Source organism: Neobacillus niacini (assembly GCF_030817595.1).
Classification (GTDB): Bacteria; Bacillota; Bacilli; order Bacillales; family Cytobacillaceae; genus Neobacillus; species Neobacillus niacini_G.
The window spans coordinates 6,149,735-6,167,313 of the sequence record NZ_JAUSZN010000001.1 but is presented as its reverse complement, the minus strand read 5'-3'; the positions used below and the strand labels follow the sequence as shown (position 1 = coordinate 6,167,313).

Genomic DNA, 17,579 nt, shown 5'->3' with positions numbered 1-17,579 from the left:
TGAATACATATTTTTTTTAGTTTTAAAAAAACGATGTGAAGAAAGGGAGAACACCTTCCGCTTTATACTTATTTCGTTAGCATTTCATTCAACATTTTTTTATACATTAATAATCGTTTATGACGGAAAGAGTTTCTAATACCTGTATATGTTGGTCTTGCCTTTGTACATTCTTGTGCTACTTTTTTGGTGTAATAGGCAATATGTTTGATTTTCTTATTCATACCTACTTAATACCCCATTTTGACAACGGACTATGCTGGTTATACTTTTGTCCAATTTCTTCTCTGGTTAAGTCCATATAGGCTTGCTCTGTGACCGTTACGGAGCTATGTCCTAATATTCTACTCAATGTATAAAAATCTCCACCATTCAGTAAATAATGCCTTGCAAAGTTATTCCGTAATTGATGTGGATGTATATTAAGTCCAATCTGTTGTCCTGCTTTTTTAAGCTGTTTTTCAAAGGAGTGGATAGTAAGAATCGTGTTTCTAGTTGTCGGGAAGAGCAAATTCGTTTCTGTATATCTGTCTTTAAATTTAAAGTAATGTTTTAGTTCCCTTGCCATAACCTGAGAAAAGTAGACGTACCTTTCCTTTCTGTCTTTTGTTTTGGTTACTAAAATCATTCGATGTTTAAAATCAATTGATTCTACCTCCAAAGCTAAACATTCAGTAATTCGCATACCAGTGTCTTGAAGTAACATGGTTATGATTTTATTTCGATACCCATGAAACGTTGTGTAATCAAACTGTGACAGTAGACGATTAAATTCATCTTGATTTATTCCAACCTTTTGTCTTCGTTCTGTTTTAATTTGTTCAATTTTGGTAACTGGATTTTTGTGAAGTTCACCTTCTTGTTCCAACCAATTAAAGAATACCTTTATATTACGGATATAATTGTTAATGGTTACACTTGATACGGTTTTCTTGTAATCCCTTCGATTTTGAGGGTGATTAATTGTCTTTGATATTTCTCTATTAACAACGGTGTATTTCCCTCTTTCTTGCACATAAGCTACATATTGGCGTATATGGCCTGTTTTGACTCGTTGGACATCATCTACCCCATGCTCCGCTTTTAAATAGGCTAAAAATAGCTTCAGTGATTGCTCATAGGATGATAATGTTTTAGGTGACAAATTTTTACTCTGACAAGCCAGTAAAAAGTCCTCAAGATGAAACTCTAGTTCAGATAATTTCATTAAAAAATCCTCCTCATTTTCCAACAAAACACAAAACCCAATAAATCAATTGATTTATTGGGTGAGATTAGTAAAGTTTATTGGCTTTAAATCCGAAAGATGAGTTGGTATTTAAGAAATTCATTGGTTTAGTGTTTCCCCTAAAGCCTATTCCTAACCCTCTCAGCTTGCCTTATGTTCTAAACGTAATTTATCCGCAACCATAGCGATAAACTCTGAGTTTGTTGGTTTAGCTTTGGACATGCTTACGGTGTACCCAAATAACGAGGAAATGGAATCAATGTTTCCACGGCTCCATGCAACCTCAATAGCATGTCGGATTGCACGTTCAACACGGCTGGCTGTCGTATTATATTTCTTTGCGATATCAGGGTATAATACCTTCGTAATCGATCCCAGTAATTCAATATCATTGTATACCATTGAAATAGCCTCACGTAAGTATAAATATCCCTTAATATGCGCAGGAACACCAATCTCGTGAATAATGCTTGTAATGCTGGCATCTAAGTTCCTTGGTTTATGTTCAGTGTGTGTCCGGTAATTTCCGGTAGGTACCTTGCGGCTAACCTGGCTGCTTTTACCACTCACCTGACGGATATGGTTTCCTAAATTCTCCATATCAAACGGCTTTAAAATAAAATAAGACGCTCCAAGCTCTACAGCCTTCTTCGTAACGTCTTCTTGACCAAATGCAGTCAACATAATAACGTTTGGAATAGCGCCTTTCTTCAACTCTCTTAAGCGCTCTAGAACGGCTAATCCATCAAGATGAGGCATAATAATATCTAAAACGAGTACATCCGTATCCGTTGATTCAAGCATATCTAAACAATCCTGACCATTGTGAGCAATACCTGCAATCTCCATATCATCCTGGGACGAAATATAGTCCTCTAATAACCCCACTAATTCCCTATTGTCGTCAACGACACAAACTTTAATCTTTTTCACCTTTATTTCCTCCTCAAATCCAAATGGTCATATCTCTATTTTATCGTTTATCTTTTATTGTCTTAATTCTATTCTAAATTAGAAATTCGACAATGCAACTAAAATTCCTCTAGTTTTTTTAATATTTCTTAAAATAGTGATAAAATCTTATCTTTTCTTTGTTTTCCTTTAAATTTCGACTAAATTCGCATATATGCCTTATTCTTCCATTGTTTTGTCGAATAATCTTATGTAAAACAAAATAGGCTGAATCGCCTATTTTGTTTTTATTCTTAGTATGGTCTAGCTGTAATGGAGTTTCGTTTTCGTTTTAACTTGCTTTTTCTTGTGGTTTTTCATATATGTTAATTCCTGCTTCATTTAACATCCATTCAATGTGCACTCCATAACCGGAGGTTGGATCATTGACAAAGACATGTGTTACGGCACCAATCAGCTTACCATCCTGAATAATAGGACTTCCGCTCATACCTTGAACGATTCCACCCGTTTTTTCTAGAAGCCTTGGGTCGGTAACTTTTAATACCATGCCTTTCGTTGCTGGAAATTTCTGCGGGATAGTGCTGACAATTTCAATATCAAATTCTTCAACCTTGTCATCATTTACAACTGTTAAGATTTTTGCCGGACCCTCTTTTACTTGGTGGGAAAGGGCTATTGGCATTGGCTTATCCATAATTCCGTTCTTTAAATCTCTATTTAACACCCCAAATATGCCAAAGGGACTATTTTTTGTGATATTTCCGACAATTTCACGATCTGAAGAGAAACGTGCAAGCTTTTCACCAGGATCACCATTACTTCCTTTTTCAATAGAAGTAACAGTTGAACGAACGATTTGACCATCTTCAACAACTATCGGCTTCTTTGTATCCATATCAGAAATAACATGTCCTAAAGCACCATATTTTTTCGTTTGTGGATGAAAAAAAGTCATGGTTCCAATACCTGCTGCTGAATCACGAATATATAATCCAAGCTTATAGGAGTTTTCTCCCTTATCTTTAAGCGGAGTAAGCTTCGTTGTGAACTTACCACTTTCCCTGCTAATAACCATATCTAATGCCTGCCCGCTTTGTCCTGCATTTTGTACAAAAGGAGCTACGTCTGTCATTTTTTCAATTTTGTTTCCATTGATTTCGGTAATGATATCACCAATTTTTATTCCTGCAATTTCACCAGGTGATTTTTTTCCGTCTTCGGTATTAACTAAATGGTGACCTACGACCAATACGCCAACCGTGTTTAATTTAACACCAATGGATTGTCCTCCTGGCTGTACTTTAAAATCCTTTAAGACATTTACATCGACCTTTTTTACGGGAATTCCTGCAAATTCCAGTAACATTTCATCTTTACCGTCTACACTGGCTGTTAGGGAAACACTGCTTTGATCTTGCTCAAGTGTGATATTTGGATTGTGAGATACTAATGAGGCTGATACCGGTACAGCCTTTTGGAAAGTATATTCTTGTCCTTCAAAGACTGTAATGGTCTTTGGTATATCAAGGTACTGCTGAAATGGCTGAAAAAATAGAACGCTGATTAATGAAACAAGGAGAATTCCACCAATGATCTTTCTAATTATTTCTAACTTCAAAATCTTCACTCTCCTCGCTTCTGTTTCACACTTATATCGAAATGGCTACATCTTTAATTTTGCCTGCATCTGCGCCATTTATAACCTGATACAACATAAAAAAGCTCCCCTAATTGGGAAGCTTTTCAATTTTTTTATTTTCTGAAGCTAAAAACAACAATTCCTCGGCATGTTTTTTAGTTAGATCAGTAATTTCAGCACCTGAAATCATGCGGCCAATTTCCTTTATTTTCTCTTCGACACTAAGTGGACTGACCGAAGTTTTGGTCCGGCCGCCTTCAGTAACCTTGGAAATAAAAAGATGAGTATCTGCCATGGCCGCTACTTGCGGCAAATGAGAAATACATAAAACTTGCGAATCAACAGCTACATTATATATTTTTTCAGCAATTGACTGGGCCACTCTGCCGCTGACTCCTGTATCCACCTCGTCAAAAATAATCGAGGTAACACCTTGGTGCTTTGAAAAAATACTTTTTAGTGCCAGCATAATTCTTGATAGCTCTCCGCCGGAGGCAATCTTTGATAATGGCTTTAATGGTTCACCAGGATTTGTGGAAATATAGAACTCCACGTGATCGACTCCGTTTTTTGAAAAATGGGGTAATATAGTTTCAAATCGAATTTCGAATACAGTTTTCGCCATGTAAAGTTCTTTTAACTCATTGTGTATTAAGTTAGTAAGCTTATCAGCCCATTGTTTTCGGAGTTCGGTTAACTGCTTAGCCTCCAGAATTAAGTCCTTTTTAATGGATGTTAATTGCTTTTCTAATTGACCTATGTGAGTTTCTTTATTCTGCAATGTTTCGATTTCTTCTTCGATTTTTGCAGCGTATTCTATAATTTCTTCAATGGTTTTTCCATACTTCCGCTTCAATTGATTAATTTCATTTAACCGTTCTTCAATCTCATTTAAACGTTGGGGATCATATTCTAATCCGTCTAGATCATTCCTTAATGTCCGAGAAGCATCTTCCAATTGATAAAAGCTGTTCATAACGGATTCATATATTTCTTTATAAGAGGAATCCAATGAAGCAGCATCTTCAAGGTGCCCCATTACCATACTAATCCAATCTAGCCCCTTTTGTTCTCCCGTAAGAGCATTATAACTGGATTGAATCGCCTCAAATACACGCTCAAAATTCGCAAGTTTTCTTTTTTCTTCGAAGAGTTGTTCATCTTCATTAATCTTTAATTTTGCATTTTGAATCTCATCAAACTGAAATTGAATAAGATCGAGTCGGTGCGCTGTCTTTTGCTCATTTTCACTTAATGATTTAAGCTTCTGGGACGTTTGTTCATAGCGGTGAAACACTTCTTGATATTCTGCTTGTGACTGAGAAATTTCTTCAATCCCGTATTGGTCGAGTAATAGTAAGTGCCTGCTCTCATCCATTAAATCTTGGTGTTCGTGCTGACTATGTATGTCCACTAGGGTTGAACCTACTTCACGAAGAGTCGATATCGTCACTAGCTTTCCATTGATTCTACAGACACTTTTGCCTGAATGAGAGATATCTCTCCGTAAAACAACCATTCCTTCTTCGATTTCGATTCCAAACTCAAGAGCCTTTGAATGACAAGGATGGTGTTCATCAATTTGAAAAAGACCTTCGATTTCGGCTTTTTCCTCTCCATGTCTGACAAATTCAGCGGAACCTCTGCCACCTACGAGCAGATGGATAGCATCAATAATAATGGATTTCCCCGCACCTGTTTCTCCTGTTAAAACGGTCAGCCCTTTGTCAAAAGAAACGGAAAGGGCCTCAATGATAGCAAAGTTCTTAATCGATAATTCTGATAACAAGGTATATTCCCCCTTTAAAGCATGTCAAGGAACCGGTTAGTGATTGTCTCTGTATCTTCTGGTGTACGACAAATGATTAATATCGTATCATCGCCGCAAATGGTTCCTAGTACTTCCTCCCAATCAAGGTTATCTAATAAAGCACCAATTGCCATAGCATTACCAGGCAGACATTTCATTACTAATAAATGACCTGCGGAATCTATGCGGACAAAGGCATCCATCAATGATCTTTTTAATTTTTGCAATGGATTAAATCGTTGATCGGCTGGAAGGCTATATTTGTATCTCCCATCTAATAACGGAACTTTAACCAGATGTAGTTCTTTAATGTCTCGAGAAACTGTTGCTTGTGTCACATTAAACCCTGCACTTTTTAATTCATCAACAAGTTCATCTTGTGTTTCAATATCATTAGCAGTGATAATTTCTCTAATTTTTATATGACGTTGACCCTTATTCAATCGATTCACCCCGTAATTATTAAAACATTTACGTATCTTGTACAAAAATGTCGCTTATACCCATATGTTAGCCCATTTTGCTAAGGAAGTACAATTAATATTTTGCGAAAGGCTGTGTTAATATTACCTGTTGATTTCCACTCCACTAAGGAATGCTTCTTAGAATAATCATCGCAGGGACAGGCGGTCTTTGCCTGTCCCGAGGCACTTCGCTTTCCGCGGGCGTGCTGCCGGGGAGCCTCCTCGGCGCTTAAGCGCCTGCGGGGTCTCCCCAGCCCCGTACTCCCGCAGGAGTCTTCGTGCCTTCCGTTCCAATCAACAGGGTGCAAAATTAACAATTTGCTTTAACACAGCCTATGAAAAAGGTCCATATCAAAAAGGAAGGAAAAGCATAGGCTTATCCTTCCACGTCTTGTTTAGATTTAAATTCCGAATGAGCATCTTTTACAATTTGTGCAGGTTGTTCAGGCAACTGATTTTGGCCGGTTTCCTGCTCCCCCATCCATTTTAGGTGAAGGAGAAACTCAATATTTCCATCTCCACCGGTAATCGGAGAAAAGGATAAATTAATCGCATTAAACCCTTGTCCAAGTGCAAAATCAACAATTTTATTAACAACCTGTACATGGACTTTTTCATCACGTACAATACCTTTTTTCCCAACCTGCTCACGACCCGCTTCAAATTGCGGCTTAACAAGTGCTACAATATCACTTCCAGGTACAAGCAAGGTTTTTAATACAGGTAATATTAATTTTAATGAAATAAAAGAAACATCTATCGTTGCAAAATTAGGCATTTCACCTGCTAAATCTGCAGGTGTTACATATCGAAAGTTGGTTCTTTCCATTACCACTACTCGTTCATCCTGACGCAGCTTCCAAGCAAGTTGATTATAGCCGACATCTAAAGCATAGGACATTTTTGCTCCATTCTGCAGGGCGCAGTCAGTAAATCCACCCGTCGAGGCACCTATATCGAGCATAACCTTATCTTTAACTGTGACATCAAAAATCTTTAATGCTTTTTCTAATTTAAGACCACCACGGCTGACGTAAGGAAGAACATTTCCCTTTATCGCTAGAGGGATATCTACTTTTACTTTCTCACCAGGCTTGTCTAACCTTTCTTCGTTCGTATAAACAAGACCTGCCATGATAGAACGTTTTGCTTTTTCTCTTGTTTCTGCTAATCCTCTTTCAACTAATAAAACATCTAATCGTTCTTTATTCTTCATAGGTTATGCCCTTTGTTGTTTTTTTCGTGCGAGTATAGTTATTCTTTTTACAACCTCTGCAGTAGTCATTCCAATTTCTTCTAAAAGTGACTCTACATCACCATGTTCGATAAATTGGTCAGGGATCCCCATCCGGTCGATTGCTTGATGGTAATATCCTTTTTCATGTGCATGTTCTAGAACAAAACTTCCAAAGCCGCCCTGCAGGACCGCCTCTTCAATGGTTAGGATAGGAATATTATTTAAGAATAACTCATTAAGCATCTTTTCATCCAAAGGCTTGATGAAACGCGCGTTTATTACTTTTACCGAAATCCCTTGTTTCTCTAGCGTTTCTGCCGCTTCAAGAGCCATCGGTATTGTTGTACCAAAAGTTAAGATTGCCGCATCCTCGCCATCCTTCAGAATCTCCCATGTACCAATTGGAATGCTCTTTAATGTTTCATCCATTGGTACACCCAAACCATTCCCTCTTGGGAATCTCATCGCAATAGGACCATCATCATAAGCCATCGCAGTATAAACCATATGCTGGCCTTCATTTTCATCCTTAGGCATCATTAAAATAATATTAGGGACATGTCTTAAAAAAGCAATATCAAATACGCCCTGATGTGTTTCACCATCCGCACCTACTAATCCAGCTCGATCGATTCCAATAAAAACATTTAAATTTTGACGGCATATATCATGAACAACCTGGTCATAAGCTCGTTGCAGAAAGGTAGAATAGATCGCTAAAAATGGTTTCATATTTTGGGTTGCCAATCCAGCGGCAACTGTAGCTGCATGCTGTTCTGCAATTCCAACATCATACATTCTCTCCGGAAACTCACTTGCAAAGCCCTCTAGCTTTGACCCAACTGGCATAGCAGGCGTTATCGCCACAATACGCTCATCTTCACGAGCCAGCTTGCGAACTGTTTCACTTACTAGGCTGCTCCAGGCTGGCGGTGCCTTATCTGGTTTGACAAAAGCACCTGTATCCATTTTATAAGGCCCCGTACCATGCCAAGTACCTTTTGTATCACTTTCAGCAGGATGAAAACCTTTCCCTTTCTTCGTGATAACATGAAGAAGGACTGGTCCTTCCGTTTTTTTAGCATACCTAAAATTTTCAAATAAAGCTTCAAAATCATGTCCATCAACAGGACCTAAGTAAGTGAAACCCAATTCCTCAAAAAACATGCCGGATACAAATAAATATTTCAGACTGTCTTTCACACGCTCCGCCGTTGCTGCCAGTTTCCCTCCAACAGCAGGTACCTTTTTCAATAACAATTCTAGCTCGTCTTTAACCCATTGATATTTACCGGCTGTACGTAATTGGCCTAGGATATTATGAAGAGCACCAACATTTGGTGCAATGGACATTTCATTGTCGTTTAAAATAACAATCATATTCTTTTTTTCATGACCTATATGGTTTAATGCTTCTAACGCCATACCTCCGGTTAACGCACCATCGCCAATAATAGGTACAATAAAGGAACTCTCTTTTTTCAGGTCTCTAGCTATGACCATCCCCATTGCCGCTGAAAGGGATGTTGAGCTATGGCCGGTTTCCCAAACATCGTGCTCGCTTTCAATCCTTTTTGGGAAGCCGCAAAGTCCTTTAAATTGACGCAATGTATCAAATTCACAAGCCCTGCCAGTAAGAATTTTATGAACATAGGATTGATGTCCTACATCCCAAATAAATTTATCTTTGGGGCTGTCAAAACATTTATGTAAGGCAATGGTTAATTCAACTACACCTAAATTCGGTCCAATATGGCCTCCAGTAACAGACAGTTTCTCAATCAAGAATTGTCGTATCTCTTGACTCAAAACCTCCAATTCTTGATTTGACATCCCTTTTAAAAAGGAAGGGTCTTTTATTGATAATAGATCCATTTTTGGACCACTCACTTTCATACTTTTTCTATCGATTCACCTAGTAAAAAATAGCCGCTATCACAAAAAAGTGGTAACGGCATTGACAACGTTCTCTACATTGACAACAATTATAACACAATTACGTTGTTGTTCAAATACCAGTTATTTAGTGGTCTCTTGATGCTATAAGATCAGCAATTTCTTTGAGTAACTGAATGTTAAGACCTGTCTTTTCTAAGTGTTGTTTTGACAAGTCCAAATGCTGTCTTAATGCTTTTTTGGCACCCTCCATGGACAATAATTGTGGATAGGTGCTTTTCTCGTTAGAGGAATCACTTCCAACAGGTTTACCTAATAACTCCTGATTTCCTTCTAAGTCGAGAATGTCGTCTTGTATTTGAAAAGCAAGTCCTAAATGATGGGCAAATGCTGACAGGCTTTCTAGTTGAGTTTGATTGGCTCCACCTAGCAGTGCACCTGCTATGACGCTAAATTTTAATAACTTCCCTGTTTTATGTATATGGATATACTCTAGTTCTTCAATGGTGAGAGTTTTTCCCTCTCCTTCCATATCCGCCACTTGACCTCCCACCATACCTTCACTCCCAGCAGCTTTAGCCATCTCCATAACCAATTGGAGTTTGGTTTCACAAGAAGCAAATTCATTAGGAGTTTGGCCAATGACTTGAAAACTGTAGGTCAATAATGCATCTCCCGCTAAAATGGCGACTGCCTCCCCGAACACCTTATGATTCGTAGGCTTGCCTCTTCTGAGGTCGTCATTGTCCATACTTGGCAAATCATCATGGATTAACGAATAGGTATGAATCATTTCAATGGCAGCTGCCGCCATTAGACCGATTTTGGGATCTTTCTCAAAAGCAGAGAGCGTGGCAAATACTAGTAGAGGACGGATTCTCTTTCCGCCTGCTTCAAGAGAATAATACATAGCTTCTTTAATAATAGAAGGTGCATTCAGCTTTTCCACCAAGGTTCGAAGCTCTGATTCAAGCAGTTGTTTATGTTCTTGTGCAAAAGCATCTAGAACTTTAGTAGTCAAAGCCTATTCCTCCTCTTCAATCGTAAAGTTTTGTTTTCGTCCGTCCTCCGTAATAATCTGTGTTAATTGTTCTTCAACACTTTTTAACTTATCATGACAAAGCTTTGACAGCTCCATACCCTCTTTATAAAAGGCAATGGCGGCTTCGAGTGGGACATCCCCTTCTTCAAGCTTATCCACGATTTGTTCCAGCTTATTCATTGCTTCCTCAAAGGAAATCTTTTGTTCATTACTCACGGTTTTCGCTCTCCTTTATGTTCTGTACATTACAGAGAAGGCTGCCATCTGTTAATTGAATTTGAAGTGGTTCGTTCTCTTTTACTTGTTTAACACTTTTTATTAATACATTGTCTTCAGAATAGACGAGACTGAATCCTCGTTCCATTATTTTTAACGGGCTCAAGGCTTGAAGTGTTGCGAGGATTCTTTCGAATTCTGTTTGTTTCTTCAAAAAGATTTGTCCCATCGCACGTTGAATGTCTTTTTTTGAACGCTCAAATCTAACCTCCGCATCTCGTAATGCTACTTTTGGATGGTTACGAACGAGTCGGTTATGTATCGTTTGGTGCTTAGACTTTTTTAAATCAGTTAATCTAGCAGCACCACGCACAAGTGATTCTGTTAATTTATCTACCTGTTCTAGCTTTTGTTCATAAAGGCGCTGTGGGTAACGAAATGCATAGGACTTTTGTGCACGCTCTAACCGTTGTTTTTCATATCGATATCTGCCGTTCATAGATTGAAGCATCCTGGTTTTCCGTTGGAGCAGTCTTTCCATTAATTCATCGATATGAGGAACAGCCAGTTCGGCTGCTGCAGTTGGGGTAGGAGCACGCATGTCCGCAACAAAATCTGCAATCGTAAAATCTGTTTCATGTCCGACGGCAGAAATAATAGGAATAGCTGATTTATTAATGGCTCTAGCTACTATTTCCTCATTGAAAGCCCATAATTCTTCGATTGAGCCGCCTCCGCGTCCAACAATAAGTACATCTATCTCATTCATCTTGTTTGCTTTATCAATAGCTCGCGCAATCGATGCTGCAGCATTTTCGCCTTGTACAAGCGCTGGTAAAACAAGGATATTCGCAATCGGATAACGCCTTTTAATAGTGGTGATAATATCCCTTATTGCTGCCCCTGTTGGTGATGTTATAACCCCTACCGTTTTCGGATAACTCGGAATTGGCGTTTTTTGCTCTATAGAGAATAAGCCTTCAGCTTCAAGTCTTTTTCTTAACTGCTCGTACGCTAAAAATAATTCCCCAATTCCATCTGGCTGCATCTCTTTAATATACATTTGATATTGACCACTTGGTTCATAGACAGAGACATCCCCTTTTACAACCACCTTCATTCCGTTTTCAGGTAAAAACTTCATAGTACGTGATTGGCTTGAGAACATCACTGCAAGAATACGTGCTTTTTCATCCTTTAAGGTAAAATACATATGTCCGCTTGAATGCTGTTTGAAATTAGAGATTTCCCCTCTTACATGTACATCCTGCAAGTGAGGGTCTGCATCAAATTTTCTTTTTATGTATTTTGTTAATGCGAGGACAGATAAATACTTTTTTTCCTGCATAAGGAACTCCTTTTTAGAACCGCAGCGTATTTTTAGCTGATTTAAGAGTGTTATACATGAGCATAGTAATCGTCATGGGACCTACTCCTTTTGGTACAGGGGTAATATAGCCTGCCTTCTGACTTACTTCATCAAACGCAACATCACCGCAAAGCTTACCTGCATCATTCCGGTTTATTCCTACATCAATGACAACTGCACCTTCTTTTACATGATCAGCATTAATAAAGTTGGCTACACCAACTGCAGCAACGAGAATATCAGCTTGAGATGTATGGTACTGTAGATCGACTGTTTTTGAATGACAATAGGTTACAGTTGCATGTTGATTGAGAAACAACTGACCAACAGGCTTCCCAACAATATTACTTCTCCCCACCACAACAACATGTTTACCTGCAACAGATATACCCATTTCTTCTAAGAGGACCATAATTCCATAAGGGGTACACGGTAAGAATGCATCTTGCCCCGTCATCATTCTTCCAATATTTATCGGATGAAATCCGTCTACATCCTTTAAAGGAGATATGGATTCAATAACTCTTGTTTCATCGATATGCTTTGGAAGTGGAAGTTGTACCAAAATGCCATGGATAGCCGGATCTCCATTTAGTTCCTCTATTTTTGTTAGTAGTTCTTCCTGGGTAGCCATTTCCGGTAATTCAATCAACACGGAATGCATACCTAGCTCTCGACAAGTTTTTTCTTTATTCGTAACATATGTTCTCGATGCATGATTATTGCCTACAAGAATAACTGCAAGTCCAGGTGTAACGCCAAACTCCTTCAGCTTTTGGACCTCAGATGCAATTTCTACTTTTTTCTTTGCTGCTATTTCTTTCCCATCAATAATAATTGCTGCCATGAGTATCTCCCCTTATTCAGATTAAGAAGTGTTAATTATAGTTTTTCTTTTACTTTCGACAGGACTCCATTAATAAAACGGCTTGATTGTTCATCCCCATAAATCTTTGCTATTTCTATCGCTTCATCTAAAATAACATTTTCAGGAATTTCATTGCGGAAATATAGTAACTCATATATAGCAATCCTTAATAAATTCCTATCAACAGTTGCTAAACGATCCATCGTCCATTTTTCAAGATTTTCTTTAATAAGTGGATCAATTTCATTCTTTTGTTCGACTACTCCCAATACTAGCTTTGTTAAGTAGTCATCTCCCGCTTCACCTTCTAAAACATGTTCAATTGCAGAAGATGGGTCTGTGTTACTTACATCGATTTGAAAAAGAGCTTGTAACGCCTTTTCCCTTGCTGTTCTTCTCTTCATTATACATTTAACTCCTTTAGAGATAGTAATTAATTTTTGTCGAATTTAATCCAACCATTGCATGATGTTGTTTTGTACATAAAAAGATAATAGCATAACTAAAACTGATTCGCACTGTAAGAACTTATTTTTACCTAGAACCAGTATACTAATAACCGTAAAAAAGAAAAAACCAAAGGATATCTCCTTTGGTCAATGAATTAAATTTCTTCTTCAACTTCTGGTTCGGGTTTTTGGGTTTCGAAGGAGATACCGACAACGTGTATGTTTACTGCCTCTGCCTCTAATGCAGTCATGTTTAACAAGGCTTGGCGAATGTTATCTTGTATTTTTCCTGCTACTGTAGGAATGGATACACCAAATTTCATTAAGCAGTATACATCTACAGTAATTCCTTCTTCTGATAGTTCCACTTTAACACCTTTACCGTGGTTTTTCTTGCCTAACCGTTCTACTACACCAGTAGCAAAATTCCCACGCATTTGCGCTACTCCTTCGACCTCGGAAGCAGCTATACCCGCAATGACTTCAATGACTTCAGGTGCAATTTCTACTTTACCATGCCCGCTGTTTCCTTGACTCATTTCCAGTACATTATTCTCGCTCATAAAGTACACCTCCAGATTTTAGCTAGACTTCATCACATCGTGTAACTCAAGAAACTTTGTATTGAATTGTCCTTCTACGAAATCTTCATGCTCAAGTAATTTTAAATGGAACGGAATGGTTGTATGAATACCCTCGATCACAAATTCGCTTAGCGCACGTTTCATTCGTGCAATTGCTTCTTCCCTGCTATTACCATATGTGATGACTTTTGCAATCATGGAATCATAATAAGGTGGAATGGTATAACCCGGGTATGCCGCTGAATCAATTCGAACACCAAAGCCGCCAGGAGGCAAATACATATTAATTTTCCCCGCTGAAGGCATGAAGTTCTTTTCCGGGTTCTCTGCATTGATTCGGCACTCAATCGCCCAGCCGGTAAACGTAACATCCTGCTGATTAATTGTTAATTTTTCTCCAGAAGCTACTCGGATTTGCTCCTTAATTAAATCAATACCTGTGACCATTTCAGTAACTGGGTGCTCCACCTGTATTCTTGTGTTCATTTCCATAAAATAAAATTTACGATTGCGGTAGTCATATATAAATTCTACCGTTCCTGCACCGGAATAATCAACTGCTTTTGCGGCTTTTACTGCTGCATTTCCCATTTCAGCACGAATTTCTCCATCTAAGGCTGGTGAAGGTGTTTCTTCTAAAAGCTTTTGAAGTCTACGTTGAATCGAACAGTCTCTTTCTCCTAGGTGGATCGTGTTTCCATAGGAATCTGCAAGTACTTGTATTTCAACATGACGGAAATCCTCAATATACTTTTCTATGTATACTCCTGGATTACCAAAAGCAGTGAGAGCCTCCTGCTGGGTAATATTAATTCCCTTAACTAGTTCCTGCTCATTTTTTGCTACACGGATTCCTTTACCGCCCCCGCCAGCAGTTGCTTTAATAATTACAGGATATTGTATCCTTGCAACAAGCTCAAGCGCCTCATCAATATCATTAATGATTCCAGTGGATCCAGGTACAATGGGTACCCCAGCATCTTTCATCGTTTCTCTGGCAATATCCTTTGTGCCCATTTTAGTAATCGCTTCAGGACTTGGTCCTACGAAGGTGATATTACATTCACGGCAAAGCTCTGCGAAATCGGCATTTTCTGCTAGAAATCCATATCCAGGATGTATCGCATCGCATGCAGTCAGCTTTGCTACGCTAATCAGATTTGTAACATTTAAGTAGCTGTCTTTTGATAATGTCGGTCCTATACAATAGGCTTCATCTGCAAGTTGTACATGCAGGGCTTCACGGTCTGCCTCGGAGAAAACGGCAACTGATTCAATTCCCATTTCTCGACAAGCACGAATAATTCTTACCGCTATTTCTCCGCGGTTTGCAATTAACAGTTTCTTTATCATCCAGTTTTCGCTCCTTATTCCGGCTTCACTAAAAATAAAGGCTGTCCGTATTCTACTAATTGGCCATTCTTCACAAGAACTTCAACTATTTCACCATTTACTTCTGCCTCTATCTCATTAAATAATTTCATCGCTTCTACAATACATACGATAGAATCCTTCGAAACAACAGAACCAGCTTTAACATAAACGTCTGCCTCTGGGGTTGGTGAGGCATAAAAAGTTCCAACCATTGGCGAAGTAATTTTGTGTAAATTCGATTTATCAGCCTGCTTTGCAGTTACTGCTTCTTCCTGCTTTAATTCTTGTACTGGTGTTGTACTTGAAACTGCGGCTGGTGCTGCTGGCTGTACGACAGGAACTGCCTGCGTAGCTGCTTGTGGTACCTGTACCGTTGTCACAGTTGATGTTCCAGTATGTTTTTTCATTTTAATTTTTGAACCTTCGTTCTCATATACAAATTCATCAATACTAGATTGGTCAACTAATTTAATTAATTCCCGAATTTCTTGTACTTTTAACAATCTGAACACTCCTTGTACTACAAAATTAAGACTAACTACTAATACTATACGCTAATACCTTATTAAAGTTCAATAATCTTGTTAACGAACAATAAAAAAAGGAAAGCCTGTGCTCTCCTTCCTTTAGGATATTTTATTTAGTTGGCTGGAATTCAACTGCAACAAAGTTAGTTTCGCCAATTTCTTTCTTAACCATTTGAATAATCGCATTTGCTTCTGATTTAGAAGACTCTTTCTTAGACTTCACAATAATTTTAACTGTGGAACCATCAGCTCTGACAAGAGCGTCTTCATAATCCATTGCTTTAATTAACGTTTCTAGCATTTCTTCCTTTTGGGCAATTTCATTTAATTTTTTCATTTGGTCCACTGCTTCGCTTCTTTCAGCAGCGGGTAGATCAGTCGTGGCAACTACAGCGTTTAATTGTTCCTTTAATTCGCTGCGATCATCTTGAAGCTTTAACCGAAGCGCTTCAAATTCTTCATCACCTGCAACTTGTGAAATAACAGTGTCGCCTTCTTTGGCTTCAGAATCAGTTTTCGTTTCTTTTTCCTTTTGATCTGCTTTCTCTTCTTGTTTTACTGCAGCAAGTTCATTACTTTTTTGTTCAGGTGAAGTGATGTAATAAACGGATAATACAACCACCAAACTTAACATTGTTAATAACCAAACTGTTTGTTTTTTCAATAGCATTTTTAAAATTCCTCCTTTTATTTTTTAGGCATAACGGCAACGCGATGACTTGGTACATCAAGCGACCTTGTTACTGCCTCGATAATCCATTTTTTAACTTGAATATTTTCTGCACCTTTCGCTACCACTAACACTCCACGAATAGCTGGTTTTTGATATTCAACTACAATGGGTACCTCTTTCTCTCCTTCACGAATGATGACTAATTGCTCGTCCGTGGAGGTATCCTGTACCTTTCGTTCCCCACCCTCGTTGTCTTTTTCTTCCGTTGTTTGAGATTTTGTTACGGTATTTTTTTCAAGCACCTTCTTGTCAGTTGAATCAATGTTCACTACAACCGTTACATCGTCGACACCCAGCATTTCTTCTAGTGCCTTCTTAAGCTGCTTCTCGTACTCTTCCTCATATCCAGCAATACTTTTATTATTTGAGTCCTTCTTAAGGCTAAATGCCTCAACATCTGTTGCTTCTGCTTGGGTGCTGGTTACGGCCTTACTATCAAGTGGAGCTGATTTATCGGAGAAAACTACATTTCCGACAATCATGAATGCAGCACCAATGCATAGCACTAGAATCATATATTGATATTTCCCGGACTTTTTATCGGAAGTCTCACCCTTAGCAAATATGTTTTTCAACCATGAAAATGGTCCTTTATTATTTTCCATTCTACTTATTCATCCCCCCTTCAACCGAGACATCAATTGTTTTTTCGGTTACATTCCATTGTTTCGAAAGAAATGCGGCGATTTTTTCGGATTCTTCTGTTGGATCCTTAGATGGAAGAGGTGTATCTGTAGTAATACTAACTGGTTGTATGGCTTCAACTGTCGTGACGGATGTTTCCGGCTGCTTTAGGTGCACTGTAACCATTTCTAGATTGTCAGGGAATGATTCTTGACTATCATTCTTGGTTGTCAGCTCTATTTTTGCAATTTCTAAACCAAATTGTTCCATCAACTCCTCCTCTACTCCCTTTTCAAGCTGGACAGCCATTGTTTCTAAAATATATGCATGATTGGAGGCTTGTATTTCTTTTTTCTGCATTTCTATTAAATTTTCCATATTTTTTTCTCCAGAATCCTGAAAAGTTGGAATTTGAGCCATCACTGTTTCAAAGTCCTTAGAGATTAGCTTAAAAATTGGTGTAAGGATGATCGCAATAAGCAGGAGTCCTGTAACCATTTTCGTATATTTTTGTAACCCCGTATTAGGCAGCAGCATGTCAATAACGGTTGCTAAAAGAATAAATAGGATGATATTCGTAACCCATTCTATTAAAAACTCCATA

18 protein-coding genes are annotated in these 17,579 nt (G+C 38.4%); all 18 read right to left on the bottom strand.

Features of this window, described 5'->3' with window-relative positions; all coding sequences use genetic code 11:
* Positions 1-226: 226 nt before the first annotated feature.
* Positions 227-1,207, bottom strand: coding sequence for a tyrosine-type recombinase/integrase (locus QFZ31_RS29420; protein WP_307310074.1), 981 nt, complete (start codon positions 1,205-1,207; stop codon positions 227-229).
* Between the two features lie 162 nt (positions 1,208-1,369).
* Positions 1,370-2,161 (bottom strand): sporulation transcription factor Spo0A, encoded by a 792-nt coding sequence (spo0A, locus tag QFZ31_RS29415; RefSeq protein ID WP_179596665.1) that lies wholly within the window; start codon positions 2,159-2,161, stop codon positions 1,370-1,372.
* Positions 2,162-2,471: 310 nt separating this feature from the next.
* A complete protein-coding gene (gene spoIVB, locus QFZ31_RS29410) occupies positions 2,472-3,770 on the bottom strand; it encodes a SpoIVB peptidase (protein ID WP_373459887.1) in 1,299 nt (432 codons plus the stop codon).
* Positions 3,771-3,870: 100 nt separating this feature from the next.
* Positions 3,871-5,571 carry a DNA repair protein RecN gene (recN, locus tag QFZ31_RS29405; RefSeq protein WP_307310067.1) on the bottom strand — a complete coding sequence of 567 codons (1,701 nt, stop codon included), beginning with the start codon at positions 5,569-5,571 and terminating at the stop codon, positions 3,871-3,873.
* Positions 5,572-5,585: 14 nt separating this feature from the next.
* Positions 5,586-6,035 carry a transcriptional regulator AhrC/ArgR gene (ahrC, locus tag QFZ31_RS29400; RefSeq protein ID WP_034673247.1) on the bottom strand — a complete coding sequence of 150 codons (450 nt, stop codon included), beginning with the start codon at positions 6,033-6,035 and terminating at the stop codon, positions 5,586-5,588.
* Positions 6,036-6,432: 397 nt separating this feature from the next.
* Entirely contained in the window at positions 6,433-7,272 is an 840-nt protein-coding gene (locus QFZ31_RS29395; protein WP_307310063.1) for a TlyA family RNA methyltransferase, read from the bottom strand.
* Positions 7,273-7,275: 3 nt separating this feature from the next.
* Entirely contained in the window at positions 7,276-9,168 is a 1,893-nt protein-coding gene (gene dxs / locus QFZ31_RS29390; protein WP_307310061.1) for a 1-deoxy-D-xylulose-5-phosphate synthase, read from the bottom strand.
* A 148-nt stretch (positions 9,169-9,316) separates the two neighbouring features.
* Entirely contained in the window at positions 9,317-10,210 is an 894-nt protein-coding gene (locus QFZ31_RS29385) for a polyprenyl synthetase family protein (protein WP_307310060.1), read from the bottom strand.
* Between the two features lie 3 nt (positions 10,211-10,213).
* Complete coding sequence (locus tag QFZ31_RS29380) at positions 10,214-10,447, bottom strand: exodeoxyribonuclease VII small subunit (protein WP_179596676.1); 234 nt, start codon at positions 10,445-10,447, stop codon at positions 10,214-10,216.
* Positions 10,440-11,795: an exodeoxyribonuclease VII large subunit gene (gene xseA / locus QFZ31_RS29375; RefSeq protein WP_307310058.1), complete on the bottom strand. Its 1,356-nt coding sequence runs from the start codon at positions 11,793-11,795 to the stop codon at positions 10,440-10,442. Before xseA ends, QFZ31_RS29380 begins: the two co-directional genes overlap by 8 nt.
* Positions 11,796-11,808: 13 nt before the next feature.
* Complete coding sequence (gene folD, locus QFZ31_RS29370; protein ID WP_307310056.1) at positions 11,809-12,663, bottom strand: bifunctional methylenetetrahydrofolate dehydrogenase/methenyltetrahydrofolate cyclohydrolase FolD; 855 nt, start codon at positions 12,661-12,663, stop codon at positions 11,809-11,811.
* A 35-nt stretch (positions 12,664-12,698) separates the two neighbouring features.
* The gene (gene nusB, locus QFZ31_RS29365) at positions 12,699-13,088 is read right to left on the bottom strand and encodes a transcription antitermination factor NusB (RefSeq protein WP_307310054.1); all 390 of its coding nucleotides are present in this window, start codon (positions 13,086-13,088) and stop codon (positions 12,699-12,701) included.
* Positions 13,089-13,288: 200 nt separating this feature from the next.
* Complete coding sequence (locus tag QFZ31_RS29360; protein ID WP_307310051.1) at positions 13,289-13,696, bottom strand: Asp23/Gls24 family envelope stress response protein; 408 nt, start codon at positions 13,694-13,696, stop codon at positions 13,289-13,291.
* Between the two features lie 18 nt (positions 13,697-13,714).
* A complete protein-coding gene (accC, locus tag QFZ31_RS29355) occupies positions 13,715-15,070 on the bottom strand; it encodes an acetyl-CoA carboxylase biotin carboxylase subunit (protein WP_307310049.1) in 1,356 nt (451 codons plus the stop codon).
* A gap of 14 nt (positions 15,071-15,084) precedes the next feature.
* Entirely contained in the window at positions 15,085-15,594 is a 510-nt protein-coding gene (gene accB, locus QFZ31_RS29350) for an acetyl-CoA carboxylase biotin carboxyl carrier protein (protein ID WP_307310046.1), read from the bottom strand.
* 133 nt (positions 15,595-15,727) lie between these two features.
* A complete protein-coding gene (locus tag QFZ31_RS29345; protein WP_307310043.1) occupies positions 15,728-16,288 on the bottom strand; it encodes a SpoIIIAH-like family protein in 561 nt (186 codons plus the stop codon).
* Positions 16,289-16,305: 17 nt separating this feature from the next.
* Positions 16,306-16,956 carry a stage III sporulation protein AG gene (spoIIIAG, locus tag QFZ31_RS29340; RefSeq protein ID WP_179596692.1) on the bottom strand — a complete coding sequence of 217 codons (651 nt, stop codon included), beginning with the start codon at positions 16,954-16,956 and terminating at the stop codon, positions 16,306-16,308.
* Between the two features lies 1 nt (position 16,957).
* Positions 16,958-17,578, bottom strand: a complete 621-nt coding sequence (spoIIIAF, locus tag QFZ31_RS29335) for a stage III sporulation protein AF (protein WP_307310038.1) — start codon at positions 17,576-17,578, stop codon at positions 16,958-16,960.
* Position 17,579: the final 1 nt, after the last annotated feature.

Coding starts and splice junctions, on each gene's coding strand:
- QFZ31_RS29360 (WP_307310051.1), bottom strand. CDS start 13,696: ATGAGCGAGAATAATGTACTGGAAATGAGTCAAGGAAACAGCGGGCAT.
- QFZ31_RS29395 (WP_307310063.1), bottom strand. CDS start 7,272: ATGAAGAATAAAGAACGATTAGATGTTTTATTAGTTGAAAGAGGATTA.
- folD (WP_307310056.1), bottom strand. CDS start 12,663: ATGGCAGCAATTATTATTGATGGGAAAGAAATAGCAGCAAAGAAAAAA.
- QFZ31_RS29420 (WP_307310074.1), bottom strand. CDS start 1,207: ATGAAATTATCTGAACTAGAGTTTCATCTTGAGGACTTTTTACTGGCT.
- spoIIIAF (WP_307310038.1), bottom strand. CDS start 17,578: ATGGAGTTTTTAATAGAATGGGTTACGAATATCATCCTATTTATTCTT.
- xseA (WP_307310058.1), bottom strand. CDS start 11,795: ATGCAGGAAAAAAAGTATTTATCTGTCCTCGCATTAACAAAATACATA.
- spoIIIAG (WP_179596692.1), bottom strand. CDS start 16,956: ATGGAAAATAATAAAGGACCATTTTCATGGTTGAAAAACATATTTGCT.
- dxs (WP_307310061.1), bottom strand. CDS start 9,168: ATGGATCTATTATCAATAAAAGACCCTTCCTTTTTAAAAGGGATGTCA.
- accC (WP_307310049.1), bottom strand. CDS start 15,070: ATGATAAAGAAACTGTTAATTGCAAACCGCGGAGAAATAGCGGTAAGA.
- QFZ31_RS29345 (WP_307310043.1), bottom strand. CDS start 16,288: ATGCTATTGAAAAAACAAACAGTTTGGTTATTAACAATGTTAAGTTTG.
- nusB (WP_307310054.1), bottom strand. CDS start 13,088: ATGAAGAGAAGAACAGCAAGGGAAAAGGCGTTACAAGCTCTTTTTCAA.